Origin of the sequence: Paractinoplanes ovalisporus, assembly GCF_016834655.1 — a bacterium.
In the GTDB taxonomy this organism is placed as follows: domain Bacteria; phylum Actinomycetota; class Actinomycetes; order Mycobacteriales; family Micromonosporaceae; genus Actinoplanes; species Actinoplanes ovalisporus.
Genome location: NZ_JAENHP010000001.1, coordinates 455,022 through 481,756 on the forward strand (window position 1 = coordinate 455,022; position 26,735 = coordinate 481,756).

At 71.0% G+C, this 26,735-nt stretch carries 23 protein-coding genes; 14 read left to right on the plus strand and 9 right to left on the minus strand.

What is annotated here, in order from left to right; all coding sequences use genetic code 11:
* Positions 1-158: 158 nt before the first annotated feature.
* Both JIG36_RS02080 and JIG36_RS02085 read left to right on the plus strand, forming a co-directional pair.
* On the plus strand, positions 159-560 hold the full coding sequence (locus JIG36_RS02080; protein WP_203374244.1) for a hypothetical protein: 402 nt from the start codon (positions 159-161) through the stop codon (positions 558-560).
* Positions 557-4,036 (plus strand): nSTAND1 domain-containing NTPase, encoded by a 3,480-nt coding sequence (locus JIG36_RS02085; protein ID WP_203374245.1) that lies wholly within the window; start codon positions 557-559, stop codon positions 4,034-4,036. The genes JIG36_RS02080 and JIG36_RS02085 overlap by 4 nt, the downstream gene beginning before the upstream one ends.
* Here JIG36_RS02085 and JIG36_RS02090 read toward each other — a convergent pair.
* Complete coding sequence (locus JIG36_RS02090) at positions 4,033-4,524, minus strand: nucleoside deaminase (RefSeq protein WP_203374246.1); 492 nt, start codon at positions 4,522-4,524, stop codon at positions 4,033-4,035. The genes JIG36_RS02085 and JIG36_RS02090 overlap by 4 nt on opposite strands.
* 215 nt (positions 4,525-4,739) lie before the next feature.
* Between JIG36_RS02090 and JIG36_RS02095 the strand changes: the two genes are divergently transcribed.
* Together JIG36_RS02095 and JIG36_RS02100 are read left to right on the plus strand one after the other, a co-directional pair.
* Positions 4,740-5,108: a hypothetical protein gene (locus tag JIG36_RS02095; protein WP_203374247.1), complete on the plus strand. Its 369-nt coding sequence runs from the start codon at positions 4,740-4,742 to the stop codon at positions 5,106-5,108.
* Between the two features lie 56 nt (positions 5,109-5,164).
* On the plus strand, positions 5,165-6,274 hold the full coding sequence (locus JIG36_RS02100; RefSeq protein WP_203374248.1) for a phospholipase D-like domain-containing protein: 1,110 nt from the start codon (positions 5,165-5,167) through the stop codon (positions 6,272-6,274).
* 76 nt (positions 6,275-6,350) lie between these two features.
* On the opposite strand, the gene JIG36_RS02105 is transcribed toward JIG36_RS02100, so the two are convergent.
* Together JIG36_RS02105 and JIG36_RS02110 are read right to left on the minus strand one after the other, a co-directional pair.
* The gene (locus JIG36_RS02105) at positions 6,351-7,013 is read right to left on the minus strand and encodes a response regulator (protein ID WP_203374249.1); all 663 of its coding nucleotides are present in this window, start codon (positions 7,011-7,013) and stop codon (positions 6,351-6,353) included.
* On the minus strand, positions 7,010-8,140 hold the full coding sequence (locus tag JIG36_RS02110) for a sensor histidine kinase (protein ID WP_203374250.1): 1,131 nt from the start codon (positions 8,138-8,140) through the stop codon (positions 7,010-7,012). The genes JIG36_RS02105 and JIG36_RS02110 overlap by 4 nt, the downstream gene beginning before the upstream one ends.
* A 144-nt stretch (positions 8,141-8,284) precedes the next feature.
* On the opposite strand from JIG36_RS02110, the gene JIG36_RS02115 reads away from it, so the two are divergent.
* From JIG36_RS02115 to JIG36_RS02135, 5 genes are all read left to right on the plus strand, one after another.
* The gene (locus tag JIG36_RS02115; RefSeq protein ID WP_203374251.1) at positions 8,285-9,250 is read left to right on the plus strand and encodes a carboxymuconolactone decarboxylase family protein; all 966 of its coding nucleotides are present in this window, start codon (positions 8,285-8,287) and stop codon (positions 9,248-9,250) included.
* A 9-nt stretch (positions 9,251-9,259) separates the two neighbouring features.
* The gene (locus tag JIG36_RS02120) at positions 9,260-9,673 is read left to right on the plus strand and encodes a DUF6220 domain-containing protein (RefSeq protein ID WP_203374252.1); all 414 of its coding nucleotides are present in this window, start codon (positions 9,260-9,262) and stop codon (positions 9,671-9,673) included.
* Positions 9,670-11,439 (plus strand): multicopper oxidase family protein, encoded by a 1,770-nt coding sequence (locus JIG36_RS02125; RefSeq protein ID WP_203374253.1) that lies wholly within the window; start codon positions 9,670-9,672, stop codon positions 11,437-11,439. The genes JIG36_RS02120 and JIG36_RS02125 overlap by 4 nt, the downstream gene beginning before the upstream one ends.
* Before the next feature lie 193 nt (positions 11,440-11,632).
* Positions 11,633-11,872 carry a hypothetical protein gene (locus JIG36_RS02130; RefSeq protein WP_203374254.1) on the plus strand — a complete coding sequence of 80 codons (240 nt, stop codon included), beginning with the start codon at positions 11,633-11,635 and terminating at the stop codon, positions 11,870-11,872.
* A gap of 77 nt (positions 11,873-11,949) precedes the next feature.
* Positions 11,950-13,896: an acyl-CoA dehydrogenase family protein gene (locus JIG36_RS02135; protein ID WP_203374255.1), complete on the plus strand. Its 1,947-nt coding sequence runs from the start codon at positions 11,950-11,952 to the stop codon at positions 13,894-13,896.
* A gap of 163 nt (positions 13,897-14,059) precedes the next feature.
* Here the strand turns inward: JIG36_RS02135 and JIG36_RS02140 are convergent, their stop codons facing one another.
* Positions 14,060-15,127, minus strand: coding sequence for a M48 family metallopeptidase (locus JIG36_RS02140; protein WP_203374256.1), 1,068 nt, complete (start codon positions 15,125-15,127; stop codon positions 14,060-14,062).
* Between the two features lie 694 nt (positions 15,128-15,821).
* Here JIG36_RS02140 and JIG36_RS02145 point away from each other — a divergent pair.
* Complete coding sequence (locus tag JIG36_RS02145; RefSeq protein WP_307872529.1) at positions 15,822-16,682, plus strand: alpha/beta fold hydrolase; 861 nt, start codon at positions 15,822-15,824, stop codon at positions 16,680-16,682.
* 974 nt (positions 16,683-17,656) lie between these two features.
* Here JIG36_RS02145 and JIG36_RS02150 read toward each other — a convergent pair.
* Positions 17,657-18,796: an endo-1,4-beta-xylanase gene (locus tag JIG36_RS02150; RefSeq protein ID WP_307872530.1), complete on the minus strand. Its 1,140-nt coding sequence runs from the start codon at positions 18,794-18,796 to the stop codon at positions 17,657-17,659.
* Between the two features lie 107 nt (positions 18,797-18,903).
* On the minus strand, positions 18,904-19,437 hold the full coding sequence (locus JIG36_RS02155) for a GNAT family N-acetyltransferase (protein WP_203374257.1): 534 nt from the start codon (positions 19,435-19,437) through the stop codon (positions 18,904-18,906).
* Positions 19,438-19,605: 168 nt separating this feature from the next.
* On the opposite strand from JIG36_RS02155, the gene JIG36_RS02160 reads away from it, so the two are divergent.
* Positions 19,606-20,232, plus strand: coding sequence for a GNAT family N-acetyltransferase (locus JIG36_RS02160; RefSeq protein ID WP_203374258.1), 627 nt, complete (start codon positions 19,606-19,608; stop codon positions 20,230-20,232).
* A gap of 51 nt (positions 20,233-20,283) precedes the next feature.
* On the opposite strand, the gene JIG36_RS02165 is transcribed toward JIG36_RS02160, so the two are convergent.
* Genes JIG36_RS02165 through JIG36_RS02175 form a run of 3 tightly spaced genes read right to left on the minus strand, consistent with a single transcriptional unit; the run spans position 20,284 to position 23,645 of the window.
* Positions 20,284-22,272, minus strand: coding sequence for a serine/threonine-protein kinase (locus JIG36_RS02165; protein ID WP_203374259.1), 1,989 nt, complete (start codon positions 22,270-22,272; stop codon positions 20,284-20,286).
* An 11-nt stretch (positions 22,273-22,283) separates the two neighbouring features.
* On the minus strand, positions 22,284-23,075 hold the full coding sequence (locus JIG36_RS02170; RefSeq protein WP_203374260.1) for an ABC transporter ATP-binding protein: 792 nt from the start codon (positions 23,073-23,075) through the stop codon (positions 22,284-22,286).
* Positions 23,076-23,111: 36 nt separating this feature from the next.
* On the minus strand, positions 23,112-23,645 hold the full coding sequence (locus JIG36_RS02175; RefSeq protein WP_203374261.1) for a TIGR03086 family metal-binding protein: 534 nt from the start codon (positions 23,643-23,645) through the stop codon (positions 23,112-23,114).
* A gap of 66 nt (positions 23,646-23,711) precedes the next feature.
* Between JIG36_RS02175 and JIG36_RS02180 the strand changes: the two genes are divergently transcribed.
* The 3 genes from JIG36_RS02180 to JIG36_RS02190 all read left to right on the plus strand — a co-directional run bounded on the left by JIG36_RS02180 (position 23,712) and on the right by JIG36_RS02190 (position 26,714).
* Positions 23,712-24,482 (plus strand): AraC family transcriptional regulator, encoded by a 771-nt coding sequence (locus tag JIG36_RS02180; protein ID WP_307872531.1) that lies wholly within the window; start codon positions 23,712-23,714, stop codon positions 24,480-24,482.
* An 80-nt stretch (positions 24,483-24,562) separates the two neighbouring features.
* On the plus strand, positions 24,563-25,138 hold the full coding sequence (locus tag JIG36_RS02185; RefSeq protein WP_203374262.1) for a phosphatase PAP2 family protein: 576 nt from the start codon (positions 24,563-24,565) through the stop codon (positions 25,136-25,138).
* A 58-nt stretch (positions 25,139-25,196) separates the two neighbouring features.
* Positions 25,197-26,714, plus strand: coding sequence for a GGDEF domain-containing protein (locus JIG36_RS02190; protein WP_203374263.1), 1,518 nt, complete (start codon positions 25,197-25,199; stop codon positions 26,712-26,714).
* Positions 26,715-26,735 lie beyond the last annotated feature (21 nt).

Here is a 26,735-nt window from a genome sequence, read left to right on the forward strand (position 1 = left end):
CCACCCGGTCATCCGTTCGGCCAGCACCGGACGACCGACCAGCGGAATGGTTCCGGAATGGAAATTTCGCCGACGTGACGGCCAATTGACATTCCCGTGATCTTGTCGCCACCATTGATGCGCCCATTAATATTCTTTCCGCGAGGGCGGGCGGCGCGATGGACGAAATCACCCTTACTGTGGCCTCGGCGTTAATCGGCGCCATGGCGGAAGACAGCTGGCAACAGGCAAAATCCGCCGTCACCGGGCTGTGGCGACGCTTCCGCCCCGATCAGGCCGAAACGGTCGAGGCCGAACTGGTCAGTGACCGGGAGCGGGTCCTGGTGGCCCGGGCCCGGCACGACACGGCCGTCGAGCAGCACGTTCGCGCAGGCTGGCAGGCCCGCCTGGCGTCGCTTTCGGACGGTGACGCGGTCGCCGCGCAGATGCTGCACGAACTCGCACAGAATCGCTGGGTAATTGATCAGAAACAGATTCGGACGGTCACCCAGAATGCGCAGGCCTTCGGTTCCGGCCGCGTGTATCAGTCGGCCGGCGATATGACGATCAACGAGCGATGACCGGCCCCGAACGGTCCGTCGATCTGACCGCGACGGCGCACGATCAGGCAAAGATCTATCAGGCCGCCCGCGACCTGCATCTGCATTACGAAGAGGGCCTGCGCGAGATCCGCCGAACGGCCCGCCCCGACGACGACGGCGTGCCCTGTCCCTATCCCGGGCTGGCTCCGTTCGGGCCCGGGCAGGCGCAGTGGTTCTTCGGTCGCGACGCCGTCACCGCCGGTCTGCTGGCCCGGCTCGACGAGAGCCTGCGCGACGGCCGCCCGATCGCCGTGGTGGCGCCCTCCGGCGCCGGCAAGTCGTCGGTGCTCAACGCCGGCCTGATCCCCGCGATCGCGCAGGGGCTGCTGCCCGAGCCGGGTTCGGCGGAGTGGCCCCGGATCGTGCTCACCCCGACCGCGCACCCGATGCGCGTCCTGCCGGCGGTGACCGGGCACGAACGGGCCGTCGTCATCGTCGACCAGCTCGAGGAGCTGTTCACGCTCTGCCCGGACGAGCAGGAACGCCACGAGTTCCTCGACGCCCTGGCCGCGCTCCCCCGCGGTGTGCTGCTCGTGCTCGGCATGCGATCCGACTTCTACACACAGGGGGCGAGCCACCCCTGGCTGCGCGACGTGCTGCAGCACGACCAAGTGCTGCTCGGCCCGATGAGCGAACCGGAACTGCGCGAGGCCATCCGGCTGCCGCTGCGTGCCCCCGGCGTCGAGCTCGAGATGGAACCGGGCCTGCTCGAACTGCTGCTCAAGGATCTGGGCGGCGACGGGTCGGCCGACGTCTACCGCGCCGGCCGGCTCCCGCTTCTGGCCCACGCGCTGCGGGCCTGCTGGCAGCAGCGGAGCGGGCACACCCTGACCGTCGCCGGCTACCGGGCCACCGGCGGCATCGCCAACGCCGTCGCGACCACCGCCGAGCGGGTCTACCAGCGCCTGGACGACACCGAGCGGGTCGCCGCCCGCAGCATGTTCCTGCGGCTGGTGAAGATCGGCGCCGGTGTGGAGGACACCCGGCGCCGGTTGCCGCGGGCCGACGTCGAAGGCCCCGGCCTGGAGGCCTTCGCCACCAACCGCCTGCTCACGCTGCACCGGGACACGGTCGAGATCACCCATGAGGCGCTGCTGACCGCGTGGCCCCGGCTGCGGTCCTGGATCGACGAGGACCGCGACGGCCTGCTCGTCCACCAGCATCTCGAGGAGGACGCCGGCGAGTGGCGGCGCGGCGGCCGCGACGCCGGTCTGCTCTACCGCGGCCTGCGCCTCGAATCGGCCCGGCAGTGGCAGGCCACCCACCCGGGTGAGACCACCGACGCCGAGCGGGAGTTCGTCCGGGCCGGCATCGCCCTGCGCACCCGCGGCACCCGCCGGTTGAAGGCGGTGGCGGCCGTGCTCGCGGTCCTGCTGATCTCGGCCGTGACCGGGGTTGTCGTCGCTCTCGACCAGCGGGGCGCCGCGCGCTCGCAGTCCGCCGTCAACCTGTCCCGGCAGATCGCGCTGCAGTCCGACGCCGTCCGCGAGGTCGACGCCGACCTGGCGATCCTGCTGGCGGCCGAGTCGCTGCGCCGCGCCGACACCCTCGAAGCGCGCGCGTCGGCCGTGGCCGCGACCAACCAGCAGCTGCTGGCCCGCATCGACACCGGGCAGGGCGAGATCCGCTCGATGGCCTACCTGCCCGGCGGCACCTCGGTCGCGGCGGCCGGCAGCGGGCAGGTCAAGGTCTGGGATCTGGGCACCCGCCGGGCGACCGCCACCCTGGAGCATCCCGGCGGCGGCGCGACCAGCGTGGTCTCCGGCCCGGGCGGCCCGATCACGGCCGGGCGCGACGGCCGGGTCTACCTCTGGGACGGCGCCCGGGCGACCCCGTTGACCGGTCACGGCGGCGAGGTGACGGGGCTTGCGCTGGCCGGTCGGCTCCTGGCGAGCAGCGGAAACGACGGCACCGTACGGCTGTGGGACCTGACCACCCGCAAGCCCGTACGCACCCTGCAGGCGGGCGGGCCGCTCACTGCGGTGGCGATCAGCCCTGACGGCCGTACGGTGGCCGCGGGTGGTCCTGGTCGCCGCCTGCGCCTCTGGGAAGCGGGCACGGGCCGGCAGTTGGCCGCGCTGAGCCGGGACCCCGCCGATGGCATGTGCGGGCGGGTCACCGACTACACGATCACGTCGCTGTCGTTCCATCCCGACGGGCGCACGCTGCTCAGCGGCGACGGCGCGGCGTGCGTGTTCACGGTGTGGGACGTCGTCCGGCGTACGTCGAAGGTCTGGGTCTCCGGGCACACCTGGGACGTGCATCAGGTCGCCTACAGCCCGGACGGCTCGCAGGTCGCCACGACGAGCCGGGACGGCACCGTACGGCTGTGGAACGCGGCCAACTGGTGGCAGCTCGAACGCCGTACCGGGCACACCGGGATCGTCCTCGGCCTGGCCTGGGCGCCCGACGGGCACACCCTGCTCAGCGGCGGTGACGACCAGATGATCCGGCTGTGGCGCACCCCGGCGCTGACCGGTCACACCGATTCGGTCAACGGGATCAGCTGGAGCACCGACGGGCGGCGGCTGGCCAGCGCGAGCCGCGACCGTACGGCCCGGATCTGGAACGTCGCCACCGGCCGGGTCGAGCACGTGCTGCGGGGGCACACGGCCGGACTGGGCGACGTCGAGTTCGGCCCGCGCGGCAACCTGCTCGTCACGGCCTCGGTCGACGGCACGGTCCGGTTGTGGGACGCGACCACCTTCGCCGCCCGGGGCATCTTGAAGACCGGCAACTCGGCGTGGGCGTTCGGCTCGTTCAGCCCCGACGGGCAGTTGCTGGCCACCTCCGGGCCGGGCGGCAACCCGCTGGTGTGGGACCTGACCACCCGCGAGGTGCGGTGGCGGGCCGAGGGGCACCCGCAGGGCGCCTACCGGGCGGTGTTCAGTCCCGACGGCAAGCTGCTCGCCACCGGCGGCGCCGACAACCTGATCCGGGTGTTCGACGTGGCCTCGGCCCGGCCGCTGCGGGTCGTCCGGGGACACATCAGCCCGGTGGTCGACCTGCTCTTCACGCCCGACGGCCGGCACCTGGTCAGCACCGGCGGCGACCGGTATCTGCGGGTATGGGACACGACGACCTGGGAGCCGGCCGGCATCCTGCGGGGACACCTGGGCCGCGTCGAAGACCTGGCGATCAGCCCCGACGGCCGCCGGCTGGCCTCGGGCGGGGTGCGTGGCGAGGTCAAGACGTGGGACGTGGCGACCCAGACGCTGCTGACCAACTTCGAGTTCCAGCACCGGGACGCGGTCTACGGCGTCGCCTTCAGCCCTGACGGGCGCACCCTCGCCTCGGCCAGCGGCGACGCCTCGATCCGGCTGGCGCCCGTCGACTTCGACGAGACGGCCGCCGGCGCCCGGCTCTGCGGTCTGCTGAACCGGGACCTGACGCCCGGCGAGTGGCGTCAATACCTTCCGGGTCAGCCTTACGCGCGGACGTGCACCAGCGGTTAGCGCCAGAAACCACGGTGCACGTCGGCCGCGCTGGCCAGATCGGCCGGCCCGTCGACGACGATCGGGCGGCCGCCGCGGGCGAAGACCTCACGGGAGGACAGCCGCAGCGGGGGCACACCCTCCTCCTCGTCGACCATGGCGCTCAGCTCGTCCGACGCGAACGCGAACACCATGCGCCCGATGCCCGACCAGTAGATGGCGCCGGCGCACATCGCGCACGGCTCGGTGCTCGTGTAGAGCGTGCTCTCGCCCAGCACCGCCATCCCCCAGCCGCCGGCGACGCGCACCAGGTTGGTCTCGGCGTGGCCGGTCGGGTCGGATTGCGTCACCGTCGAGTTCAGCGCCTCGGCCACCGTGCCGTCGGCCGCGACGAGCAGCGCCCCGAACGGGTGGTCGCCGCGTTTGCGCGCGTCCCAGGCCAGGGCCACGGCGCGTTCCAGGTATGCCTCGTCGATGGCGTTGATGCCGCTGGACGTCACGATCGTCATCCGACCCTCCCCGTTGCCTCGAACTCTAACCAGTTCGGCGATCGGATCCGCCGCGCCGCACGATCTCGGCGGCGATGCCAGTGCAGGCGGCCGATGGCCTTCCGTCGACCGCTCCCACCCGAATGTGTCGTACCTCAGGAATAGCTTGAGTGACGAGTCCACCCGGGCGCATCGGCCCAGCGGTCGGGAGCGTCCGCCGAAGGAGGGGAACACTCATGACAGTCACCGGCCGGATGATCGCCGACGGCCTGCGCCCGGGTGCTGAGTTCGCCCCACCGGCCACGCGGATCGTGAAGATGGTCCGGGTTGACGTGGGCGACTCGGCCGGCCCGGGCCAGCCCCGCTTCTGGACGATCGTCGACTTCGAGTCCGGCGACGGCGGGGCGGTCGCCGCGGCTCTGGCCGAGAGCCTCGACACCGAGGGCGGGTGGTACGCCGATTTCGCCGACGGTGACGACCATGTGGTGGTCTTCGCCGGCAAGGTGTTCCGCTACGCCCCGGACGACCGCGAGACCTATGCCGCCGCCGTCGCTTACGGCCGAAGTGTCGGCGTCCCCGAGCACCAGCTCGACTGGGAGGGCTGAGCCGGCGCGTCGTCTTGCTGACACCACCCGGGGCGGGGTGAGCCCACACTGACCGCATGGGTGTGGACCTGGGCAGTGTGGAGTTCTACGCGGGGCCGACCGTCCTCGGTGGGCCCGACGACCTCGACGCGGTGATCCGTGAGTTCATCGCGGGCGCCACGGACACGGTGCTGATCGCCGTACAGGAAATCGATTCCCGGGCCGTCGCCGAGGCCATTCTCGCGGCCAAGGCGCGCAAGGTCAGCGTGCAGATCATTCTCGAGGGCGACTATCTGGTCGAGAGCCCGCCGCTGGCCGACCCGTGGAGCCTGGCCGGCGACAACGAGCACAACCGGGTCATCCATTCGGCGCTGCTGCGGGCCGGCATCGACCTGGTCACCGACCTCAACCCGAAGATCTTCCACCAGAAGTTCATCGTGCGCGACCCGGGCGCGCCCACCGCGGCCGTGCTGACCGGCTCGACCAACTTCACGCTCACCGACACCGGCACCAACGCCGCCGGCAACAACCTCAACCACGTGCTGATCCTGCGTGGTCAGACGGCCACCAGCCTGTACGTGAGGGAGTTCGAGCGCCTGCGCAGCGGCACGTTCGGTGAGTTGCGGGAACGCCGCGAACCCCGTCCCCGCGAGTTCCGCCTCGGCGGTATCCGGGTCAAGCCCATCTTCGCGCCGCACCAGGGGCCCGAGATGGAGATCATGAAGCAGATGCTGAAGGCCCAGCACCGCGTCGACTTCGCGATGTTCACCTTCGCCCAGTCGTCCGGCATCGACGACACCATGTTCTGGCTTCTCAAGGCCGGCATTCCCGTACGGGGTGTGCTCGACCGCGGCCAGGGCAGCCAGGCCTGGGCGGCGACCGTTCCGTTGCGCGACAAGGGCGCCCAGCTGTACGAGAACACGCCCGGCAACGGGGTCCGCAAGGTGCACCACAAGCTGATGGTGATCGACGAGCAGCTGGTGATCGTGGGCAGCTTCAACTACACCGCGCCCGCCGCGACCCTCAACGACGAGAACATCGTGGTGCTGGGTGACCTGGAGGAGAAAGACCTGGACGCGATCGCCGCCCAGCGCCGCCTCGCCGCGTACGTGCTCGAGGAGATCGACCGCATCATCACCAAGCTGTCGCGGCCGGTGTCAGCGACGGCGCGGCGCGATCAGTCGTGAGTCGGCCTTTGTCGCGGCCGGTGTCAGCGGCGCCGCGGCGCGATCAGCCGTGAGCCGGCCTTTGTCGCGGCCGGTGTCAGCGACGACGCGGCGCGATCAGCCCTGATTCGTACGCCCACACCACCAGCTGGGCCCGGTCGCGGCAGTGCAGCTTGGTCATGGCCCGGTTCACGTGGGTCTTGGCGGTGAGCGGGCTGATCACCATGCGGGTCGCGATCTCGTCGTTGGTCAGCCCGCGCGCCACCAGTTCGACGATCTCCTGTTCGCGGCCGGTCAGCACGTCACGCCCGGCGGACGGGTCGGGCGGTGGTGGGCCGGTGACGAACTCGCTGATCAGCGTGCGCGTGACGGCCGGGGCGAGCAGCGCGTCACCCCGGGCCACCACCGCGACCGCCTGCAGCAGATCGGCCGGGTCGGCGTCCTTGAGCAGGAAACCGCTCGCGCCCGCGCGCAGGGCGGCGAACACGTACGCGTCCAGGCCGTAGTTGGTCAGGATCAGCACCCGTACGCCGGACAGCCCGGGTTCGGCGGCGATACGCCGGGTGGCCTCGATGCCGTCGAGCCCGGGCATCTGCACGTCCATCAGCACCACGTCGGGGCGCAGCAGGCGGCACTGCTGGACGGCGCCGCTGCCGTCGGCCGCCTCGCCCACCACGTCCAGGTCGTCCTCGGCGTCGAGCAGCGCCCGGAAACCGGCCCGCATGAGCGCCTGGTCGTCGACGAGGAGGACCCGGATCACGCCACGCCTTCGAGCGGGAAGGTCGCCCGTACGGCAAATCCTCCCTCGACGCACCGGCTCGCCTGCAACGTGCCGCCCAGCCCCGTCACGCGCTCGCGCATGCCGATCAACCCGACCCCCGGCGTGACCGGCTCATCGGCCGGCGCCGGGCCGTCGTCGGTCACCGAGACGGTCAAGAGCTGTTTCCCGTACGCCACGTGGACCTCGGCCGAGGCGGGACCGGCGTGGCGGGCCACGTTGGTCAGCGCCTCCTGCACCACGCGGTAGCCCGCCTGATCCACCTCGGCCGGGAGCTGTGGCGGATCGCCCGACACGACCAGCCGTACGGGAATCCCGGCCGCTCGGGTCCGCTCGGCGAGCTCACCCACCAGTGCGAGCCCGACCCCCTCCACATCGGAGGCTGAGCGCAGCACCTCCAGGGTCTCGCGCAGCTCGCGCATCGCGGCCCCGCCGGCCTCCTGGATCGCGAGCAGCGCGGCCGGCGGCTCCTCACCGCGCTTGCGGGCCAGGTGCACGGCGATGCCGGCCTGCACCTTGATGACCGAGATGCTGTGGGTCAGCGAGTCGTGCAGGTCGCGGGCGATGCGCAGCCGCTCCTCCCCGGCCCGGCGCAGCGCCGCCTGCTCGCGGGTGCGTTCCGCTTCGGCCGCCCGCTGCTCGACCTGTTCCAGATAGGCCCGGTGCTGCCGCGCGATGAGACCGGCGATGTTGGCCGCGACGAACCAGCCGAGCAGCAGCGATGTGCGCTCGACGAGCTGCTGCCCCTCGGTGCCGGCGGGCGCGGCCGAGACGTCGCGGGCCAGGAAGCCACCCAGGAAGACCAGACTGGCCAGGGCGGCGGGCACGCGGTAGCCACGCCAGACGGTGAGATAGACCAGGCCGAGCACCGGGAACGCGGCCGCCACGCCCGCGTGCACCCGCAGATTGAAGGCCAGCATGGTCGCGGTCACCACGACCAGGGCCGGCACCGGGTAGCGGCGGCAGACGGCGATCGCCGCCGCCATCACGACGATCAGCACGATGTCGAGGGCCCGCAGCGGTCCGGCGTCGGGGGCCAGGGCGGCGTTGCCGAGCAGCAGGCCGCCCAGGGCGACGCCGGCGGCGATGTAGGGAAGGTCCGAGCGCACGTTCGCACTCTAGGACGGCCACGCATCGACGGGCATCCCGCCGGCGCGGTAGAAAACACGTACTGCGAACGTCGTACGCGGGCCGGGTCAGGTGCCTGCGGCGGCGGGACGTTTTCGGCCGCCGGCGGGCCGAGCATCGTCGGCATGAGCTATCGATTCTTCACTCCCGCCCGAGCCACCGGGCTTGCCGCCGAGGTCAACCGTCAGCTGCGGGAGGACTTCCTCGGCCCGCTGCCCACCTTCCAGGCCCTCTCCCCCGCGCCGCGGTTGATGGCGGCGACGTGGTCCCTGATGCGCGAATCGCTGCTGGCCGGCGAGACCGACCGGGTCGAGCGGGAACTCGTCGCGGCCACGGTGTCGCGGGCCAATCGCTGCCGGTTCTGTGTGGACGCCCACGTGACCCTCCTGCACGGGCTCGGCGAGCACCGGCTGGCCGAGAACGTCGCACGGGGCGATCCGCCGCTGCGGCCACGGCACGCCGAGATCGCCCGCTGGGCCGCGGACAGCCGCACCCCGAGGGCCTCGGCGTGGTCCCGGCAGTACGGCCCGCCGCTGACCGGAACCGTGCTGGCGTTCCACTTCATCAACCGGATCGTGTCGGCGCTGCTCGAACCGGACCTGCTTCCCGGTGGCCTGCAACGGTTGCCGGCCGTGCGGTCGGTGGGCGGGCGGCTGGTGGCCCGCACCACGCGGGAGGCCAAGGAGCCGGGACGCAGCCTGCCCCTGCTCGGGCTGTCCACCCCACCCGGAGGGAACCCGGCCGACGTGGCGTACGCGGCGTTGAAGGACGCTGCGGCCGGCGGCGGGGAGCTGCTGGGCGAGGCGGCCCGGGAGACCGTCGTCGCCACCGTGCGCTGGGAGGACGGCAAGCACCCGTCGCAGCCGGCCGAATGGGCCACCGACCTGGTGCGCGAACTGCCCGCGACCGACCGTGTCGGCGCGCGCATCGCCCTGCTGGCCGCGTTCGCGCCGGCCGCCATCAGCCAGGGCGACACCGGGCTGTGGCGGCTGTCCCATCCCGCCGATGCCGACCTTGTCCGCCTCGTCGCCTTCGGCGCGATCACCGCCACCGACCACGTCGCCCGGGCCCTCGACCCGGCCCGTTCCTAGGACGCCGTCATGCGCAGAGCCTTCGTCATCACCAGCACGGTGTTGCTGGTCGTCTTCGCCCTCCAGTTCGTGTTCGCCGCGGTGGGCGCCTTCACCAAACCCTCCGGCGACGGCGCGTACGCGTTGCACAGCCTCACCGGCATGGCCCTGATCCCGATCCTGTGCCTGCTGACCACGCTGTTCGCGCTGCTGGCCAAGGCGCCCGGCAACCTGGTCGGACTGTCCCTGGTGCCGCTCGGCCTGACTGTCCTGCAGGCGCTGCTGGCCATGCTGTCCCGGGCCTTCACCGACGCGGCGGGCGCCAGCACCACGGTCAGCCTGGTCGTGGGCGGGTTGCACGCGGTCAACGCGATCGTCGCCGTGCACGTCGTGGTCGCCGTCGCCACGCGGGCCCGGAAGCTGGCCCAACCGGTGGCGGCATGACCACCGGCACGCTGATCGCCCTCGACCTGGTGGCCGCCGTGCTGGCGGCCGCCGGGTGGCTGGCCGCGGGCGGCCTTTCCGCGGGCGGCCATTCCGCGCGCCGCCTTTCCGCGCGCCGCCGGTGGCTTTTGCTGGCTCTGGCGGCGCTGGCTCTGCTCGCCGTGGTGGGACGAGTCGTGACGACCGTGGCGCTCGCGCGGGCCGGGTGGTGGTTCGCGGCCGAGAAGGTCGTCATCGCCGGGCCGTTGTCCGTGGCCGGGGCCGTTGTTGCCGTGATTTTTCGGCGGGCCCTCGCCTTTCTGTTCGCCGGGTTCGCCTCTGCGGCCGGGCTTCTCGTGACCGTCCTGCATGGATATCCGGCCTCGGTCGGCACGGGGCTGCTCGCGGTGGCGGGGGTGTTGGGGGCGACTGCGGTGGCGTCGCGCTTCTTCGGGCGTTCCTCCGAGCGTTTCTCTGGACGCTCCTCCGAGCATCTCTCCGGGCGTTTCTCCCGGCAGTTTTCCCGGCAGTTTTCCCGGCTGACGAGTATGGCGGCGGTCGTGGCGCTGGTCGCCGGGGCCGGGTTCGCCACTCGTCCGGGTCCGTCTTCGCGACATGAGCACGCGCCTTTGGTGGCGGCGAACGTGGGCGAGCCGACGAAGCGGTTCACGCTGACGGCCTCGATCGCCCGGGACGGGGCCTGGGCCTTCAACGGGCAGGTGCCGGGGCCCGAACTGGCCGTCACGGTGGGCGACGTGCTCGAGGTGACACTGCGCAACAAGGACATCTCACGAGGCGTAACGCTGCATTGGCATGGCTACGACGTGCCGAACGACCAGGACGGGGTGCCGGGGGTGACCCAGGACGCGGTGATGCCGGGCGGGGAGTTCGTCTACCGGTTCCGCGCCGATCAAGCCGGAACCTACTGGTATCACACGCATTCCGCCTCTGACATCGGTGTGCGCAAGGGTCTGTACGGGGTGCTCGTGGTGCGGCCGACGTCGATCACGGGGGTCGACGTCACCGTGCCCGTACACACGTTGGGCAACGTTCTGCTGCCGTCACCGACGGTGGGGACGGTCGCGCCGGGCACTCCGGTGCGGCTGCGGCTCATCAACACCGACAGCACGACCCATCGGTACGCGGTGACGGGCGGCCCTTTCCGCGTGGCGGCGATCGACGGCCGGGATCTTGACGACCCTTCCCCCGTACGGGATAAGGCTCTGCTCCTGCCGGCCGGAGGCCGCTACGACGTGACCCTGGTGGCGCCGGCCGCGCTCCATGTCGACGGTCGTGCGGTGTGGTCGTCCTCACCTTCGCTTTCCGCTTCACCGTCGCCCTCGTGGCCGGTGTTGGACCCGCTCTCGTACGGCGCGCCCTCGCCCGTGCCGTGGTCGCGGTTCGACCGGTCGTTCACTTTGGTGCTCGATCGTGGGCTCGACCTGCGCGGGTTACTCCCCCGCTATGCGCACACGGTCAACGGGGCGGCCGATCCCGACATCCCGGTGCAGGTCGTGCGGCGGGGCGAGGTCGTGCGGTTCACCATCGTGAACCGGTCGCTGGTGGTGCATCCGTGGCACCTGCACGGGCATCACGTGCTGGTGCTGTCGCGCGACGGGAAGGCGGCTACCGGGAGCCCGCTGTGGCTGGATTCGTTCGACGTGCTGCCGGGTGAGGTCTGGGAGGTGGCGTTCGTCGCCGACAACCCCGGGATGTGGGCCAACCATTGCCACAACCTGCCGCACGCGGACGCGGGCATGATGTTGCACCTCGCGTACGCCTCCTGATCGCGCCTCCTTCGGCCACGCGTTTCTCGGCTGCACGTTCGTGCGCGGCTGCACGTTCGTGCCCGGCTGCACGTTATGGCCACGCGCTCGCGTTGGCTTCAACTACGCGCAGTCGCGTAGCAGAAAATGTCGTACCTCGGGTTTACCTTGGCGTGGAGGCTACGGAGAGTGTCCGACCGAGGAGGAGAGCACGATGACCACCACCTTGACCGTGGCGCGTGCGGAAGCGCTGTTCACGAGCCATTTGGAGACCGGCAGCAGGCCAACCTACGGCACCGCCGAGGCTGCCATCCGTCACGCCGTGCGCACGCACAGTGGCGTTCTGGGTTGCGCGATCGACGTCGCGGGCGAATACGGCGACCACCCCGAACTCGCGGCGCCGCGCATGCGGTGGGCACGCACTGTGGTCGAGGAGCTTTACGGGTTCGCCTGACGGTGGCGTGCTTCACGGCTTGGCCGCCACCATCGCGGGGTAAGGTTGCTACTCACCAGTAACAAGGTGGAGGCGACATGCTGAGCTCGCGACTTCAAGACGTGCTCGACGGCCGGTGGGCACACGTCCGCAAGGCTGCACGCACCGCCCTGGCCGGCGACAAGTTCGTCACGGTCCAGGGCGAGACCATCGACGAGGCCCGCGAACGCGTCACCCGCCTGCTGCGCGAACTGCCGGCCGACCCGGGCGTGGCGGCCGGTTTCCCGATCGAATACGGCGGCGGGTCCGACCCCGGCGGCTCGGTGGTCGCGGCCGAGATGCTGGCCCAGATCGACTTGTCGCTGATGGTGAAGGCCGGCGTGCAGTGGGGCCTGTTCGGCGGGGCTGTCACCGCGCTCGGCACGAAGCACCACCACGACCTCTACCTGCGCGACATCATCTCGGCCGACCTGCTCGGCTGCTTCGCGATGACCGAGACCGGCCACGGCTCCGACGTGCAGCAGCTGCGCACCACCTGCACCTACGACCCCGCCACCGAGACGTTCGACCTGCACACCCCGCACGAGGCGGCCCGCAAGGACTACATCGGCAACGCCGCCCGCGACGGCCGCCTGGCGGTGGTGTTCGCCCAGCTCATCAGCGGCGGCAAGCGCTACGGCGTGCACGCCTGGCTGGTCCCGATCCGCGACGACGAGGGCAACCCGTTGCCCGGCGTGACGATCGGCGACGACGGGCACAAGGCCGGCCTGCTCGGCGTCGACAACGGGCGCCTCTCGTTCGACCACGTCCGGGTGCCGCGCGAGATGCTGCTCGACCGTTACGGCCAGGTCGCGCCCGACGGCACCTATTCGAGCTCGATCGACAACGACGTCCGCCGCTTCTTCACGATGCTCGGCACCCTGGTGCGGGGCCGGGTGGTGGTCGGCGGCTCGGCCGCGAACGCTGCCAAGAGCGCGCTCACCATCGCCGTACGGTATGGGGAATCTCGCCGCCAGTTCGGTGCGCCAGGCGAGGAACGCGAGATCGCGCTCAACGACTACCTGGCCCACCAGCGCATCCTCACCACGAACCTGGCGAACGCGTACGCGCTGCACTTCGCCCAGGACGAACTGGTCGGCGCGCTGCACGAGGTGCAGACGGCCGAGGGCCCGGTCGACGAACACCGCCAGCGCCAACTGGAGTCGCGGGCGGCCGGCCTGAAGGCGGCGCAGACGTGGCACGCCACCCGGGCGATCCAGGCCGCGCGCGAGGCGTGCGGCGGTGCGGGTTATCTGGCCGAGAACCGCTTGCCCGGCCTGAAGGCGGACACCGACGTGTTCACCACGTTCGAGGGCGACAACACGGTCCTGCTCCAACTGGTGGCGAAGGGCCTGCTAACCGGCTACCGCGACGCGTTCGGCTCGCTCGACGGCTGGGGCCGAGCCACCTTCGTGGCCGATCAGGTGCGGTCGATGGTCCTCGAGCGTACGGCCGCCCGGGGCCTGATCGAGCGCTTGATCGACGCGGTCCCCGGCCGCGACGAGGAGGTGGCGCTGACCAACCGCGGCTGGCACCTGGCCCTCTTCGAAGACCGCGAGAAGCACCTGCTGGACGGCGCCGTGCGGCGCTTGCGCAAGAATGCGTCGCTGAAGCCGTCGCGCCAGTTCGACATCTTCAACGACGTGCAGGACCACGTGCTCGCCACGGCCCAGGCCCACATCGACCGCATCGTGCTCGAAGCTTTCGTGGCGGCCATCGACCGCACAGCCGACGACGAGGCCAGGGCCCTGCTGTCGAAGGTCTGCGACCTGTACGCCTTGACCACCATCGAGGCGCACAAGGGTTGGTACCTGGAACACGGCCGCATCAGCCCCGCCCGCTCAAAGGCGGTAACCGGAATGGTCAACGACCTGCTACGCCAGCTGCGCCCCCACATGCCAACCCTGGTAGACGCGTTCGCGATCCCCGACGAGTGGCTGGACGCCGCAATCCTGCGCGAGGAGCCGACCCGCCAACAGACCATGGCCACCCACGACGCCGCATAGGAGTTCCCCGCTCGGCAGACGCGTGCACCCCGCACGCGGCCTCGCATCGGCACGCGCCCTGGAAAGCTGCGCCCGCCACCTCGGTGTGGGCGTGCGTTTCCGGTGGCGGCGCGGCCTCGATACCCGCGTCGCCACCGGAAGCCTCACGCTGCCCGGGCGAGCGTCAGTTGTTGTTACTTCCGTTGTTGCCGTTGTTGTCACCGCGGCCGCGGGCCCAGTCGCGGGCGCCCCGGGCGGCCGAGCCGACCAGGTCCGCCGCGCCACCGGCCGCCTTGCGGGCGAACGTGACCAGCGGGTCGGGCGTGTCGCGCAGCGTGTCGCGGTAGCTGGCCGCCGCTTCCTTGATGTCGGCGGTCACCGAGGCGTCCCGGTCGTCGTCGCGACGCGGGTAGTCGCCGCCGAGGATCCGGGCGTACTCGCCGGAGTCGACCCACTTCTGCAGCTCGGCCGCCCGCGCCACCGGGAACGGCTGGTCGCTGAACGCGGTCATGCCGATCTTGTGGATGCTGTCGCGGATGTCGCCGCCACCCTCGTACTCGGCCGCCTGCTCGAGGAACGCCGCGGTGTCGATCTGCGAGAGGTCGCCGCCGCCGGCCATCTTCATGAACAGGCGCAACGAGGCCGCCGGGTCCTGAGCCGCGAGCAGACCGGCCCGGTCGGCCGACAGCTCCGCCTTGCGCCACCACTCGTACATCGCCGCGATGATCGCCCGCATCGCGATCACGCCCACCGGCACCCAGCTGATGTTCGTGACCCAGCGGGTCAGAATCGTCATGATCGTCTGGTAGACGGCGTGACCGCTGCGCACGTGGCCGATCTCGCGGCCCAGCAGCGTCCGCAGTTCCTCGTCGTCCAGCTTCTCGACCGCCCCCGTGCTGATCACGATGAACGGCCGGTCCATGCCGATCGCCTTGCCGCTGATGATCGGCGACTGGCTCACGTACAGCTCGGGCCGCTCGGCAACGTCGAGCGCGTCCGCCGCCTCGGCGAACAGACCGTGCACACGCGGGTACTGCCGGTGGTCGACGCGGATCGCCCCGGCCAGGTACGACAGGCGGAACCCCCGCTCGTTCCACATGCCGAACAGGCCGCGCACCACATCGTCGAAGCCGCGCAGTTCACGCAGCGCCGTCAGTGCGCCCCGGTCGGCGGGATGCTCCCAGGCCCGCGAGCTGATGCCGGTCAGGGCGACCCGCTGCCGCGCCGGCCGGTTGTCATCCTCGATAGTCATCGTGACCCTCCCGTGGTCGGTTCCGGGTAAGAGAATCCCGGAGCCGCAGGGATTCTCGCATCGGCTCCCGGCCGGAAACAGATCAGCTCGACTGCGACTTTCGGCCGATGCCAGGGCGTGTCCGGCTCGTCCTTTTCACCTGCTTTTCCGCGCTCCTGGGTCACGCCGACCTCCTCCCCCCTGTCGATGCCTCCGCCTGCCTCCCTGCGTGCGCCCGCCTCCGTGCGCGCCTGCATCCGTGCGTGCGCTTGCCTCCGCGAGTGCGCCCGCCTCCCTGCATGCGCCCGCCTCTCTGCGCCCGCCTCCCCGCGTGCGCCTGCCTCCCTGCGCCCGCCCCCTGCGTGCGCCCGCCTCCGTGCCCTCCCGTCTCGATGCCGAGCTCCTCCCCGACCCAGCGCCCCTCCTCTCGACGCCTTCGTCTGCTGGCGCCTCGTCTGTCTTGGTGTCTTCCTGCCTTTGGGGCTTCTGCCTGTCTCAGTGGTGTCGCCAGTCTTCTCGGTTCCGGTGGTGCCGCCAACGCACCGAAGTCCGGGCCGGACCAGTACTTCAGTCGGTCTCGAACCCAGTACCGAAGGCGGTCCCGGCTCGGCTCCGAAACAGCGAGAATTTCTCCCGGCAGCACCGATGAGTTCGAGCGGCACGGCCGGTCCTACCAGCAAGACTTGAGACGAAGGGCACTGACGTGACTAGTGACGTGACTGCTGAGACGCACACCCTGACGACCGACGGCGCTGAGATCACCTATGACGTGCGGCCGGGCGACGGCCCCACCCTGCTGCTGATCGGCTCACCGATGGACGCCAGCGGCTTCACCACGCTGGCCGGCCACTTCCCCGACCGCAAGGTGGTCACCTACGACCCGCGCGGCATCACCCGCAGCAAGTTCATCGGCGGCCACGCCCAGTCGACGCCCGAGCTGCACGCTGACGACCTGAGCCGCCTCATCGACGCGGTCGGTGACGGCCCGGTCGACGTGTTCGCGAGCAGCGGTGGCGCCGTCAACGGGCTCGCCCTGGTGACCGCCCACCCCGAGAAGGTGCGCACGCTGGTCGCGCACGAGCCGCCGGCCCTGCCCGTGCTGCCCGACCGCGAGAACGCGCTCGCCGCCGTCGAGGGCATCTACGACCTCTACCAGAAGTCGGGTCAGGGCCCGGCCATGGTGAAGTTCATCCTCAGCACCAGCGTCCAGGGCGAGATCCCGGCCGGGTGGATCGATCAGCCGGGTCCCAGCCCCGAGGATTTCGGCATGTCCTCGGAAGACGACGGCTCCCGCGACGACATCCTGCTCGGCCAGAACCTCATTTCCTGTACGCACTACCAGCCCGACTTCGCCAAGCTGCGCGCCGCCTCGACACGCATCGTCGTGGGCGTGGGCGCGGAGTCGAAGGGCGAGCTCGCTCACCGGGCCGGCGAGGGCGTAGCCGCGGGCATCGGCGTCGAGCCGGTCGAGTTCCCGAGCCACCACGGCGGTTTCCTGGGTGGCGAGTTCGGCCAGATGGGCGACCCGGACAACTTCGCGGCCAAGCTACGGGAGGTCCTCGACGCCAAAGCCTGAACCGATCTCACGCGTCGGAGCGTCTGGCCGCCACGTCCGGGCGCTCGGCCACGCACCGGCCGCCGCGCCTCGACCGCCGCGCAGCGCCCACCACGCGCTGCGGGCGAGAGCGCCGCAATCGGGAAGCGCGAACTTGTTGTCAGGAAACGGGAACACGGCGCTGCCGAAAGAGCAAGAAGAGGTGTACGCCCGCCCGGGGTCGTATCGGGGGTCCCGGGAGGGCGAGCAATGCCGGCGTCGGCCGGCGATCCGAGACGCCGACCGCTCGGCAATGCAGCAGGGTCGACGACGATCGGCGGCGCGTGCAAAGCCGGGGACCCGCGGCGCGTTGAGAACGGAGACCGGCCACGCGCGCAGAACGGAGACCGGCCACGCGCGCAGAGCGACGACCGGCTGCGCATGCAGAGCGGGGTACCGGCGGCGCATTGAGACGGGGACCGGCCACGCGCGCAGAACGGAGACCGGCCACGCGCACAGAACGAGGACCGGCAGCGCATTGAGAACGGACACCGGCCACGCGCGCAGAACGGAGACCGGCCACGCGCACAGAACGAGGACCGGCGGCGCATTGAGAACGGAGACCGGCCGCGCGCGCAGAACGGGGTACCGGCAGCGCATTGAGAACGGACACCGGCCACGCGCGCAGAACGGAGACCGGTGACGCGCACAGAACGAGCACCGGCTGCGCGTGCAGAGCGGGGTACCGGCGGCGCATTGAGACGGGGACCGGCCACGCGCGCAGAACGGAGACCGGCGACGCGCACAGAACGAGCACCGGCTGCGCATGCAGAGCGGGGTACCGGCGGCGCATTGAGAACGGAGACCGGCCACGCGTACAGAACGGAGACCCGCCACGCGTACAGAACGAAGACCTGCCACGCGCGCTGAACGGGGTCGGGCGCGTGGCTGCGCGGTCTTGGTCCCGGGTCGACGAGGCTGCGCCGTCGACCCGGGTGGGGTGGTGGAGTGGTGGGTCAGCGGAGGGCTCGGGCCAGCGTGTCGCGGAGGGTGTAGTAGGCGGGCTTTCTGGTGAAGTCGTCCCACATCACGGTGGCGGCGCCCTCGGTGGGGAAGAAGACCGGGACCCAGGAGTACTTGTCGGTGAAGCCCCAGATCGTGAACGAGTGGCAACTGTCGACGGCCAGGCAGGCGTCCAGGACGGTCTTGTAGTAGGTCGCCTGAGTGGTCAGCTGCTCGGCCGTGGGGACGCCGCCCTCGGGCAAGTCCATGCGTACGTCCAGCTCGGTGATGGCGGTTTCGAGGCCCAGGTTGTCGAAGCGCTGCAGCACGCCGGCCAGCTGGTCGGGAGCGCCGTACCGCATGCTCAAGTGGGCCTGCGAAGCAAAACCGTGCAGCGGGACCCGCTGCGCCAGCAACTGCTTCGCCAAAGCCTCGTAAGCGTCGACCTTCACGCCGGGCCACTCGACGCCGTAGTCGTTCAGGAACAGCTTTGCCCTCGGGTCGGCCTCGTGGGCCCAGCGGAACGCGTCGGCGATGATGCCGGGGCCCAGCTCGCGGATCCAGATGTTCTCCTGGCGGTACTCGCCGTTCTCGTTGAAGATCTCGTTGGCGACGTCCCACTGCTGGATCTTGCCTTTGTAGCGGCCGACCACGGTGAAGATGTGACTCTTCAGGATCTGGCGCAACTCGGCCTTGGTGAACGTGCCCTCGTTGAGCCAAGCCGGGTTCTGGCTGTGCCACAGCAGCGTGTGACCCCGCACGACCTGGCCGTTCTCGCGGGCGAAGCGGACGATCGCGTCGGCCGGGCCGAAGTTGTACCGGTTGCGCTCAGGGTGGATGAACTCCCACTTCATCTGGTTCTCGGGCGAGGCCGAGTTGAATTCCTTCGCGAGCACCTTCCGGTACGGCTTGTCGTACGTGAACGGGTCGGGATACGGCTGGTCGACATGGTGGCCGCCGCCGGCGACCGCGGTGCCGATCCGCAAGTATCGGGGCGCTACCGAACGCAGCGACTTGCCCGAATGGGACGACTCGGACGACAGGGACGGTGAACCCAGCGACGAGGGCGAATGCGCCTGCGCTGGCTGGACGACAAAACTCAGCGTGGCCGAGGTGGCGAGGACGGCCACCACGGCCCGGGCTGTTGTGTTCACGGGTGACTCCTTCGGGAACTGGGGTCACGGACGAGCGGATCGGTGGACTCCGCTCGACCGTAACTTCCGGAGGTTCCCCGTAAGTTATTTGGAGTCAGTGGCGTGCGTCAATGCCTTCTTTCCCGCACGATCGTCGTGCCGGACTCGCCGGGTGCGGTCACCTCGCGCTCCTCGCGGGCGACCTCGGTGAACCCGGCCTTGATGGCGACGGCCGCGGACGCCTTGTTGGCCTCGTCGAACTTGATCGCCACCCGCTCGATGCCGGGCAGGGTGAGGGCGACCCGGGTCAGCGCGTTGACCGCCGCCGTCATGTAGCCGCGCCCGGCGTACGGGGAACGGATCCAGTAACCGATCTCGAGCACGCCGGGGCCCATGCGGGTCATCAGCCCGATCGAGCCGACCAGCTCACCCACGGCCGTGAACAGGGCATAGTTGAATTGTTCGCCGTCGGCCCAGCCCTCCCGCGACCGCGTGACGTAGTCGACGAAATCGTCGAGGTTGTAGGCGTCGGTGGCCCAGGGCAGGAACTGCCGCAGCTCGGGCAGGGACTCCTGAATGGCGGCGAGCGCGTCGGGCGCCCACCCCAGCTCCCAGCGCTTGAGCACCAGCTCGCCGGCGTTGATCATCTCGGGTGGTTCCATGGCCGAGAGCCTTCCCGCAACACCGTGGCCGAGGCAAACGACATACCCGCCGAATGGGGCGCCGAGACCGGGGAAAGCGGTAAACGCGACAGCCCGGGTGAGGAAACTCCGACAGCGCTCCGCGGCGGCCGCTAACTAGTTTTCGGGTCCATGGTGGACATTGAGGGAGTGAACCCCGAGCGGGCGGAGGCGCTGGTCTCGCCGCTCATGCTGGAGTACCTCGCCTGGCTCGGGGACCGGATCACCGAGGAGTTCGGGGTGGTGTTCGACGACTCGGAGGCGGTCGTCGCGGCTCACCACCAGGAGTTCATGCGCGAGCTGCCGCAGCTCCTGGGACCACGCGGCCGCCTGCTGGTGGCCCGCGGCAAAAGCGTAGTGGCTCACGACAAAAGCGACGTGACTGGCGACAAGAAAGAGGTGGATCGCGACGAGAACGAGGAAATCATCGGGATCGGCGTTCTGAAACCCGTGGACGCCGAAACGGCCGAGATCAAGAGGATGTACGTACGGCCGGAGGGTCGTGGCCTGGGAATCGGGCGCGCGATCCTCGAACGGCTGCTGGCCGACGCCGCCACGGTGGGTTATACGACCGCCCGCCTCGAGACCGCGACGTTCATGCGCGAGGCGCACGCGCTCTACCGGTCAGTGGGCTTCCAGGACCGCGCGATCTTCGAGAACACCGAGGCGGGCATGTCCGGCCTCGACGCCTACATGATCCACATGGAGGTGAAGATCCCGAGCAAAGCACCCGGAGCCACCGCTAGCGAGGCACGCCCCGACCCGCGAGCAAGGTGAAAAGGAGGCGGACGAGCCGCGAGGGAGCCGCGACGGCGAGAAGAAGGGCGGTCACGAGTCGAGGTTGATGCGGGCCACCACCGCCACCTCGCCGCCGCGGATGGTTACCAGGGACGGGCGCGGCGACACCTCCGAAGTGACCGTCGCATACGTGCGGAACGGCACCGAGCATGTCCCCGCATGTGTCCGCGGGTCGAGGCACTTGGCCGGGTCATGCCGGTAGTCGAGGTAGCGCGGCTTGTCGGCGATCGGCAACGCGACCAACGTCGAGCTGGCGATCGGCACCAGCTTCCGGTTGCAGGAGGCCGAGGTGCTCGGCAGCGCGAACCGCCGGCAATACTCGGCGCCGGTCACGTATTCGGCCGGCTCCAGGATGGAGATCCGGCCCAGGTCGTAGGTCAGGTGCATGCCCGCGGTGAGCTGGGCGTCGCCGGTCATGAAGGCGGGCACGTCGGTGGCGTCACCGGAGCGCAGCTGGGCGTCGGTGAACGTCACCTCGGCCCCGCCGCCGGGACCGGCCACCGCGCCCAGCAGCACCCGCCCGTTGTTCAGCGACGTCTCGGTCAGAGGCCCCCGTACGGCCTCCCGCCCGTCCACGAACACGGCCGCCGTCCGATCGTCGGCGACCACCCGCACCTGGTGGGCGGAACCGGTCGAGGTCGCCACCTTGGCCTTGGCGATCGAGGTCAGGCGCCCGTCGATCGAACTGGTCAGGTTGACCTCGCCGGGGCAGACCGTGGCCCGGTAGTGGTCGGCGTACTCGTCCTCGCCCAATTCCTTGTTCTCGGCCCGGAAGAAGATCGCCGCGCAGGAATCAGCATTGCCCAGTTCCGCCCGCACGGTGACACTCTGCCGGGCTGGGAACACCGGGCTGGAGTAGACGCGGCACATCGAGAACTCCGACGCCCGTACACGCAAGCCGTTCCGGTATTTGCAGTTGTCGTTCTCGGGAAAGAAGGCCTCTTTCCGCAAGGCGTCGAAGATGTTGGGCCCGGCCACCACCGGAGCCGCCGACGACGGAGCCGCCGAGGAAGGGGCCGCTGCGGGTTCGCCGGTGAAGGAGCGGAAACCGACCCCGGCCAGGGCCGCCAGGACAGTCGCGGCCGCGACTCCGATCAGCACGCCCCGGCGGCGACGGGGCGGACGCGGCGACGACGAAGTGAGCGCGGCCTCGGCGTCATGGCGCAGCTGAGGCGGCAGGGGCGGCACGGAGGGTGACGGCGCACCCGTCACCAGCAGACGGTCGAGCAGCTCGGCCGCGGTCGGCCGGTTCGCCGGGTCCTTGTCCATGGCCGCGATCACCAGCTCGGCCAGATAGGGCGGCAGGTTGTCGACGCGCGGCGGCTGGGTCAGGATCCGGGCCGCGGTCACCGCCGGCGTGTCGCCTCCGAACGGGCTGCGGCCATTTCCCGCGTACGCCACCACGGCGCCCCACGCGAACACGTCCACCGCCGGTGTCAGCTGACGGTCGGTCTCGGGGTCGAGCCGCTCCGGCGCCATGTAGGCCAGGGTGCCGACCATCTCTTCGGCGCGCGTGTGGAAACTGGTCGGTTCGAGGGGCCGGGCGATGCCGAAGTCGATCACCTTGGGCTGCCCCAGCGCGAACAGCACGTTGCGCGGTTTGAGGTCGCGGTGGATCACGCCGGCGCCGTGGATCGCGGCCAGCGCCGTCGCCACACCGACCGCGACGCCGTGCAGGCTGCCGCCGGCCAGCGGCCCGTTGTCGGCCACGACCTCGTTGAGGGTCGGACCGTCCACATACTCGACGACCAGATAGGGCGTCTCGTGGTCGGGGTCGGCGTCGAGCACCTCGGCCGTGCAGAACGGCGGGACCTGCCGGGCCCGGTTCACCTCGCTGCGGAAACGCGCCCGGAAGTGTTCCTCGTGCGCGTATTCGGCGCGGATGACCTTGACAGCGACGAGCCGGCCGCCGGGCGCCTCGGCCAGGAAGACCGAGCCCATGCCGCCCTCGCCGAGCCGGGACAGCAACCTGTATGGGCCGACGAACGGCGGGTCGGTGGGTCGCAAGCGGTCAGCCACGGGAGGCCAACCTACCGCGCGGCCCGCGAACCCGCCCGCGCGGCCCAGCGTCCGTCGTCGAAGATCACGCTGATCGGGTGGTCGAACGCGGCCGACACGTTCGCCGTGGTGAGCACGTCGCGGGCGGGTCCGGCGACCACCACGCGGCCCTCCTTGAGCAGCAGGGCGTGGGTGGTGCTGGCCGGCAACTCCTCGAGGTGGTGCGTGACCACGATCGAGGACAGGCGGGGATGCGTACGGTCAAGCAGGTCGATGGTCTCGAGAAGCTGCTCGCGGGCGGCGACGTCGAGGCCGGTGGACGGCTCGTCCAGCAGCACCAGGCGAGGGCGGCTGATCAGCGCGCGGGCGATCAGCACCCGGCCCCGCTCCCCCTGCGACAGGGTGGGCCAGCGGTCCTCGGCCTTGCCGGTCAGGCCGAACGTGTCGATCAGGTCGTCGGCCCGGTCCACCTCGTCCGGTTCGAACTTGCGGCGCGGCGGTGTCTCGATCGAACCGTCGAGACCGGTCAGGACCACTTCCCGTACGGTCAACGGCGAGCGCAACGGATGGCGCGGGTTGACGTGGCCGATCCGCCGGCGCAGTTCCTGCAGGTCGACCCGCCCGAGCCGGTGGCCCAGCACGCGGACCGTGCCCGACGTGGGGTGGGTGAGCGCGCCGCAGAACCCGAGGATCGTGCTCTTGCCCGCCCCGTTCGGCCCGAGCAACGCCCAGTGCTCACCTTCGCCCACACTCAGGGTGATCCCGTGCAGGATCTCCTTGCCGTCGCGACGGAACGTGACGTCTTCGAGCTCCACAACTTTCATAAGGTCCCAAAGAATGCCACGAGGACCCGGTCATGATCAGTGAGAGGGGTCACGACCGCTCAGCGCGAGGGCCCGGTCGAACGCCGGAGCGTCGGCGGCCACCGGCACAGCGGCGTCGAAGATCCCCATCGCGCGACCCTGGTCGCCCATCGTGGTGAGGAACCGCAGGGCCACCGCGGCCGCCTCGTCGTCGGCCGGGAACGTCTGGCCGGTGGCCCGGGCGAGGTCCCAGCCGTGGATGACCACGTCGCTGAGCAGCATGGACACCGCCATCTCGGCCGGCATCGGCATGGCGCCCATCCGCACCGTCCGCTCCCAGGCGCCGGGATCCTTCCACGCGGCGGCGACGTCGAACGAGCCGCTGCCGGTTCCGGTCCAGTGCTCGTCCGGGACGGGTTCCCCGCGGCCGGCCAGAGCGAGCGCGTCGACCACCAGCAGCAGGTGATTGGTGAGCGTACGGACGTCCCACTCGCGGCACGGCGTCGGAAGATCCGCCTGCTCCGGGGTGACGCTCCGGACGACCTCGGCCGAGGAGGTGAGGGCCCGGTCCAGGATGTCGTGAAGTTCCATGCGGGCAGCCTAGGAACGGCCCTGACCTCGGCTCTTGAAAAAACGCGACTTGTTAGGCTGCGGGGCGTGCCGGCCATCCTCAACCCGGGCATGGGCCGGCGGAAGTTCGGCTTCAGCGCGCCCGCGGCGGCCGCGAACCTCACCCCGTACGTCGAGCATTACTGGATCGTGTCGTGGGACCTGCGCGGTCAGGAGCCGTACGAGCAGCGCGTTCTCCCCTACCCCGCGGTCAACGTCACGTTCAAGCCGGGCCGCTGCCGGATCGCCGGCGTCGTCACGGGCCCGTTCCGCGAAACCCTCGAGGGCACCGGACGGGTCTTCGGCGTGCGTTTCCGGCCCGGCGGGTTCCGCCCGTTCCTCGGCGCCCCCGTCTCGACGATCACGGGCCGTTACGTTCCGGTCGAGACCGTTTTCGGCGACGGTCTGGCCGAGCAGATCCTGGAGGCGGACGACCAGGCCGCCGTACGGGTGATGGACGCGCTTCTGACCGACCGCGCGCCCGACCGTCCCTCCCCCGCCGCCGAGCTCGCCGCCGCCGTGGTGGCCCGCGCCGCCGAAGACACCGGCATCACCCGGGTCGACGACCTGGCCCGCGAGTTCTCGGTCGGCGTCCGGCAGTTGCAGCGGCTGTGCGGCGACTACGTCGGCGTAAGCCCGAAGTGGGTCATCCGCCGGGCGCGTCTGCACGAGGCGTCCGACCGCATCCAGGCCGGCACGCCCGTCGACCTGGGCGCGCTCGCGGCCGACCTCGGCTACAGCGACCAGGCGCACCTCACGCGCGACTTCACTGCCATGGTCGGCGTGCCGCCGGCGTCCTACCGGAAGGCCCAGGTGTGACCGACCGCTCCAGCCCCTCCGCCCGCGCGACCGCCTCCGCCCCCGGAATCGTCTCCGCCCACGGGACCGCCTCCCCGCGCGTGACCACTTTCGCCCGGGTGATCACCGAGGTGCTCGCGCCGGGGGTGCTGGTCGCCGTGCTGCTCCTGGTGGTCGGCTTCCACGCGGGCAGCCAGCCGGGCGTGTCGCGGTGGTGGGGGGCGCCGGCTGCGTTGTTCGCCGCCGGCATTCCCATGGCGTACGTGGTCAGGGGTGTCCGCCGTGGCCGGCTCACCAGCGTGCACATCCCCGAGCGCGAGCACCGCCGCGGGCCGCTGATCTTCGGCATGGTGTCGGTCGCGATCGGCACCGCCGTGCTCGTCGCGCTCGGCGCTCCCCGGGAACTGCTCGCCCTGCTCGCGGCCGGCATCACCGGTCTGGTCGTCTTCGCGCTGGTCACCGCCTTCTGGAAGATGTCGATCCACAGCGGGGTGGCCGCCGGGACCGTGGCCGTGCTGGTGGCGATCCATGGGCCGGTCGCCCTGATCGGCGTGCCGGTGGCGCTGCTCGTGGGCTGGTCGCGGCTGGTGCTCTCGGCGCACACGGTCGCGCAGGTCGTCGCGGGCACCCTGGTCGGGGCCCTGATCGCGGGAACGGTTTTTCCGGTTCTGCGGTGATACGTCGGGCCGCTCGGCGTAGCCTGATCAGGCTGACGCGGGGATCGGAGGGAGGCGCATGTCTCCGCCCGACGAGCATGCCCAGGCCATTGAGCACGCGTACGCGCTGATCGAGGCGGCTCAGGGCGAGATGAGCCCCGAGCAGATCGAGGCGGCCTGCCGGCAGATCGGGCGCGACGACTGGGCCGACGTCGAGATCCTGCTGCACTTCGCGCGGTCTCTCGCCGTACGGGAAACCGGGGTTGATCATTCGTCGCATCTGCAGGACATGCTGCGGTGCGCGGTCGGCCTCGGCGACCCCGTGCTGCTCTCGCTGGCCCTCGCGGCCAGCGCCGCCCGCCGGGCCGACGCGCGCCGCGCCCTGGACGTCTCGGAGGGTGCGGCCAGCCCGTTCGTACGCGCGGTAGGTCTGCTCGACACGCCCGGCGGCCCGGTGGTGCACCGCGTGGCCGCGCAGATCGAGGTCGGGCAGGTCGCCCACCTCATGGGGTTCTGGGAGGTCGCGCTCGAGCACCACGATCTCGCCGACAAGGCCCTCGACGCCGAGGCCGAGCAGCGCTGGCCGGCCACCGTACGGCGGCAGCGGATCGTCATCGCGATCAACCAGGTCGACCTGGTGCTCGACTGGAGCTGCGCCCAAGCCATGATCGGCGACTGGGCGGGCGCCGCCGACCGGGTCGTGCCGTTGCTGAAGGACGCCGACGCGGTGGTCGGGCCGGACTGGCCGCCGTCGTGGCGGTTGCAGTACCACGGGCATGTTCTGCTGCTGGCCGCTCTGGCCGGGGTGCCGTTCGCGGACTTCTTCTTCGTCGACGTGGACGAGGCCGTGGCCATGCTCGCCTCGGCCATCCGGGCCGCGCGGGCCGGGGACGCCGCCACGGCCGCGCGTCTGGCCGACGGTCTGGTGCTGCCCGAGATGACCCCGGCCAGCGCCCGGCTGCTCGCGTTGAGCCTGGTGGCGCACCGGCCAGGGACCCCCGCGGCCGCCCTGCGCTACGGCGACGAGCTGGCCCGGCTGCGGTGGAGCGACCGGATCGAGCGGATGACGGCGATGCGCGACGCGATCGAGGTGGAGCGGCGCCGGATCGAGCACGAACAGCTGCGCCGCGACGTGCTCACCGACGACCTGACCCGCCTGGCCAACCGGCGCGGCTACCAGGCTTATCTGGCCGGCGACCTGAGCGCGCCCGACTACGCCGTCATGATGATCGACGTCGACCACTTCAAGCAGGTCAACGACCGGTTCGGGCACGACGTCGGCGACCTGGTGCTGGCCGCGATCGGCGGGATCCTGTCGCAGCACGTGCGCCCGGCCGATCTGGCGGCCCGGCTCGGCGGTGACGAGTTCGTGGTGATCCTGGCCGGGGTGCGGCCCGAGGTGACCGAGTCCCGCGCCCAGGCGGTCGTCGACGCCGTACGGGAATTCGCCTGGCCCTCGATCGCGCCCGGGCTCGCCGTGTCGATCAGCATCGGCGTGCACCACGGCGGCCCCGACCAGCTCGCCGGCCTGGCCTCGGACGCCGACAAGCGTCTCTACCGGGCCAAGAGCTCGGGCCGGGGCCGTGTAGTGGTTTAGGGCCTGTCCTGCCGGCTCAGC

Bases quoted from the DNA above. Each gene is read 5' to 3' on its own strand.
- JIG36_RS02080 (WP_203374244.1), top strand. From the start codon at position 159: ATGGACGAAATCACCCTTACTGTGGCCTCGGCGTTAATCGGCGCCATG.
- JIG36_RS02085 (WP_203374245.1), top strand. From the start codon at position 557: ATGACCGGCCCCGAACGGTCCGTCGATCTGACCGCGACGGCGCACGAT.
- JIG36_RS02090 (WP_203374246.1), bottom strand. From the start codon at position 4,524: ATGACGATCGTGACGTCCAGCGGCATCAACGCCATCGACGAGGCATAC.
- JIG36_RS02095 (WP_203374247.1), top strand. From the start codon at position 4,740: ATGACAGTCACCGGCCGGATGATCGCCGACGGCCTGCGCCCGGGTGCT.
- JIG36_RS02100 (WP_203374248.1), top strand. From the start codon at position 5,165: ATGGGTGTGGACCTGGGCAGTGTGGAGTTCTACGCGGGGCCGACCGTC.
- JIG36_RS02115 (WP_203374251.1), top strand. From the start codon at position 8,285: ATGAGCTATCGATTCTTCACTCCCGCCCGAGCCACCGGGCTTGCCGCC.
- JIG36_RS02120 (WP_203374252.1), top strand. From the start codon at position 9,260: ATGCGCAGAGCCTTCGTCATCACCAGCACGGTGTTGCTGGTCGTCTTC.
- JIG36_RS02125 (WP_203374253.1), top strand. From the start codon at position 9,670: ATGACCACCGGCACGCTGATCGCCCTCGACCTGGTGGCCGCCGTGCTG.
- JIG36_RS02130 (WP_203374254.1), top strand. From the start codon at position 11,633: ATGACCACCACCTTGACCGTGGCGCGTGCGGAAGCGCTGTTCACGAGC.
- JIG36_RS02135 (WP_203374255.1), top strand. From the start codon at position 11,950: ATGCTGAGCTCGCGACTTCAAGACGTGCTCGACGGCCGGTGGGCACAC.
- JIG36_RS02140 (WP_203374256.1), bottom strand. From the start codon at position 15,127: ATGACTATCGAGGATGACAACCGGCCGGCGCGGCAGCGGGTCGCCCTG.
- JIG36_RS02155 (WP_203374257.1), bottom strand. From the start codon at position 19,437: ATGGAACCACCCGAGATGATCAACGCCGGCGAGCTGGTGCTCAAGCGC.
- JIG36_RS02170 (WP_203374260.1), bottom strand. From the start codon at position 23,075: ATGAAAGTTGTGGAGCTCGAAGACGTCACGTTCCGTCGCGACGGCAAG.
- JIG36_RS02175 (WP_203374261.1), bottom strand. From the start codon at position 23,645: ATGGAACTTCACGACATCCTGGACCGGGCCCTCACCTCCTCGGCCGAG.
- JIG36_RS02190 (WP_203374263.1), top strand. From the start codon at position 25,197: ATGTCTCCGCCCGACGAGCATGCCCAGGCCATTGAGCACGCGTACGCG.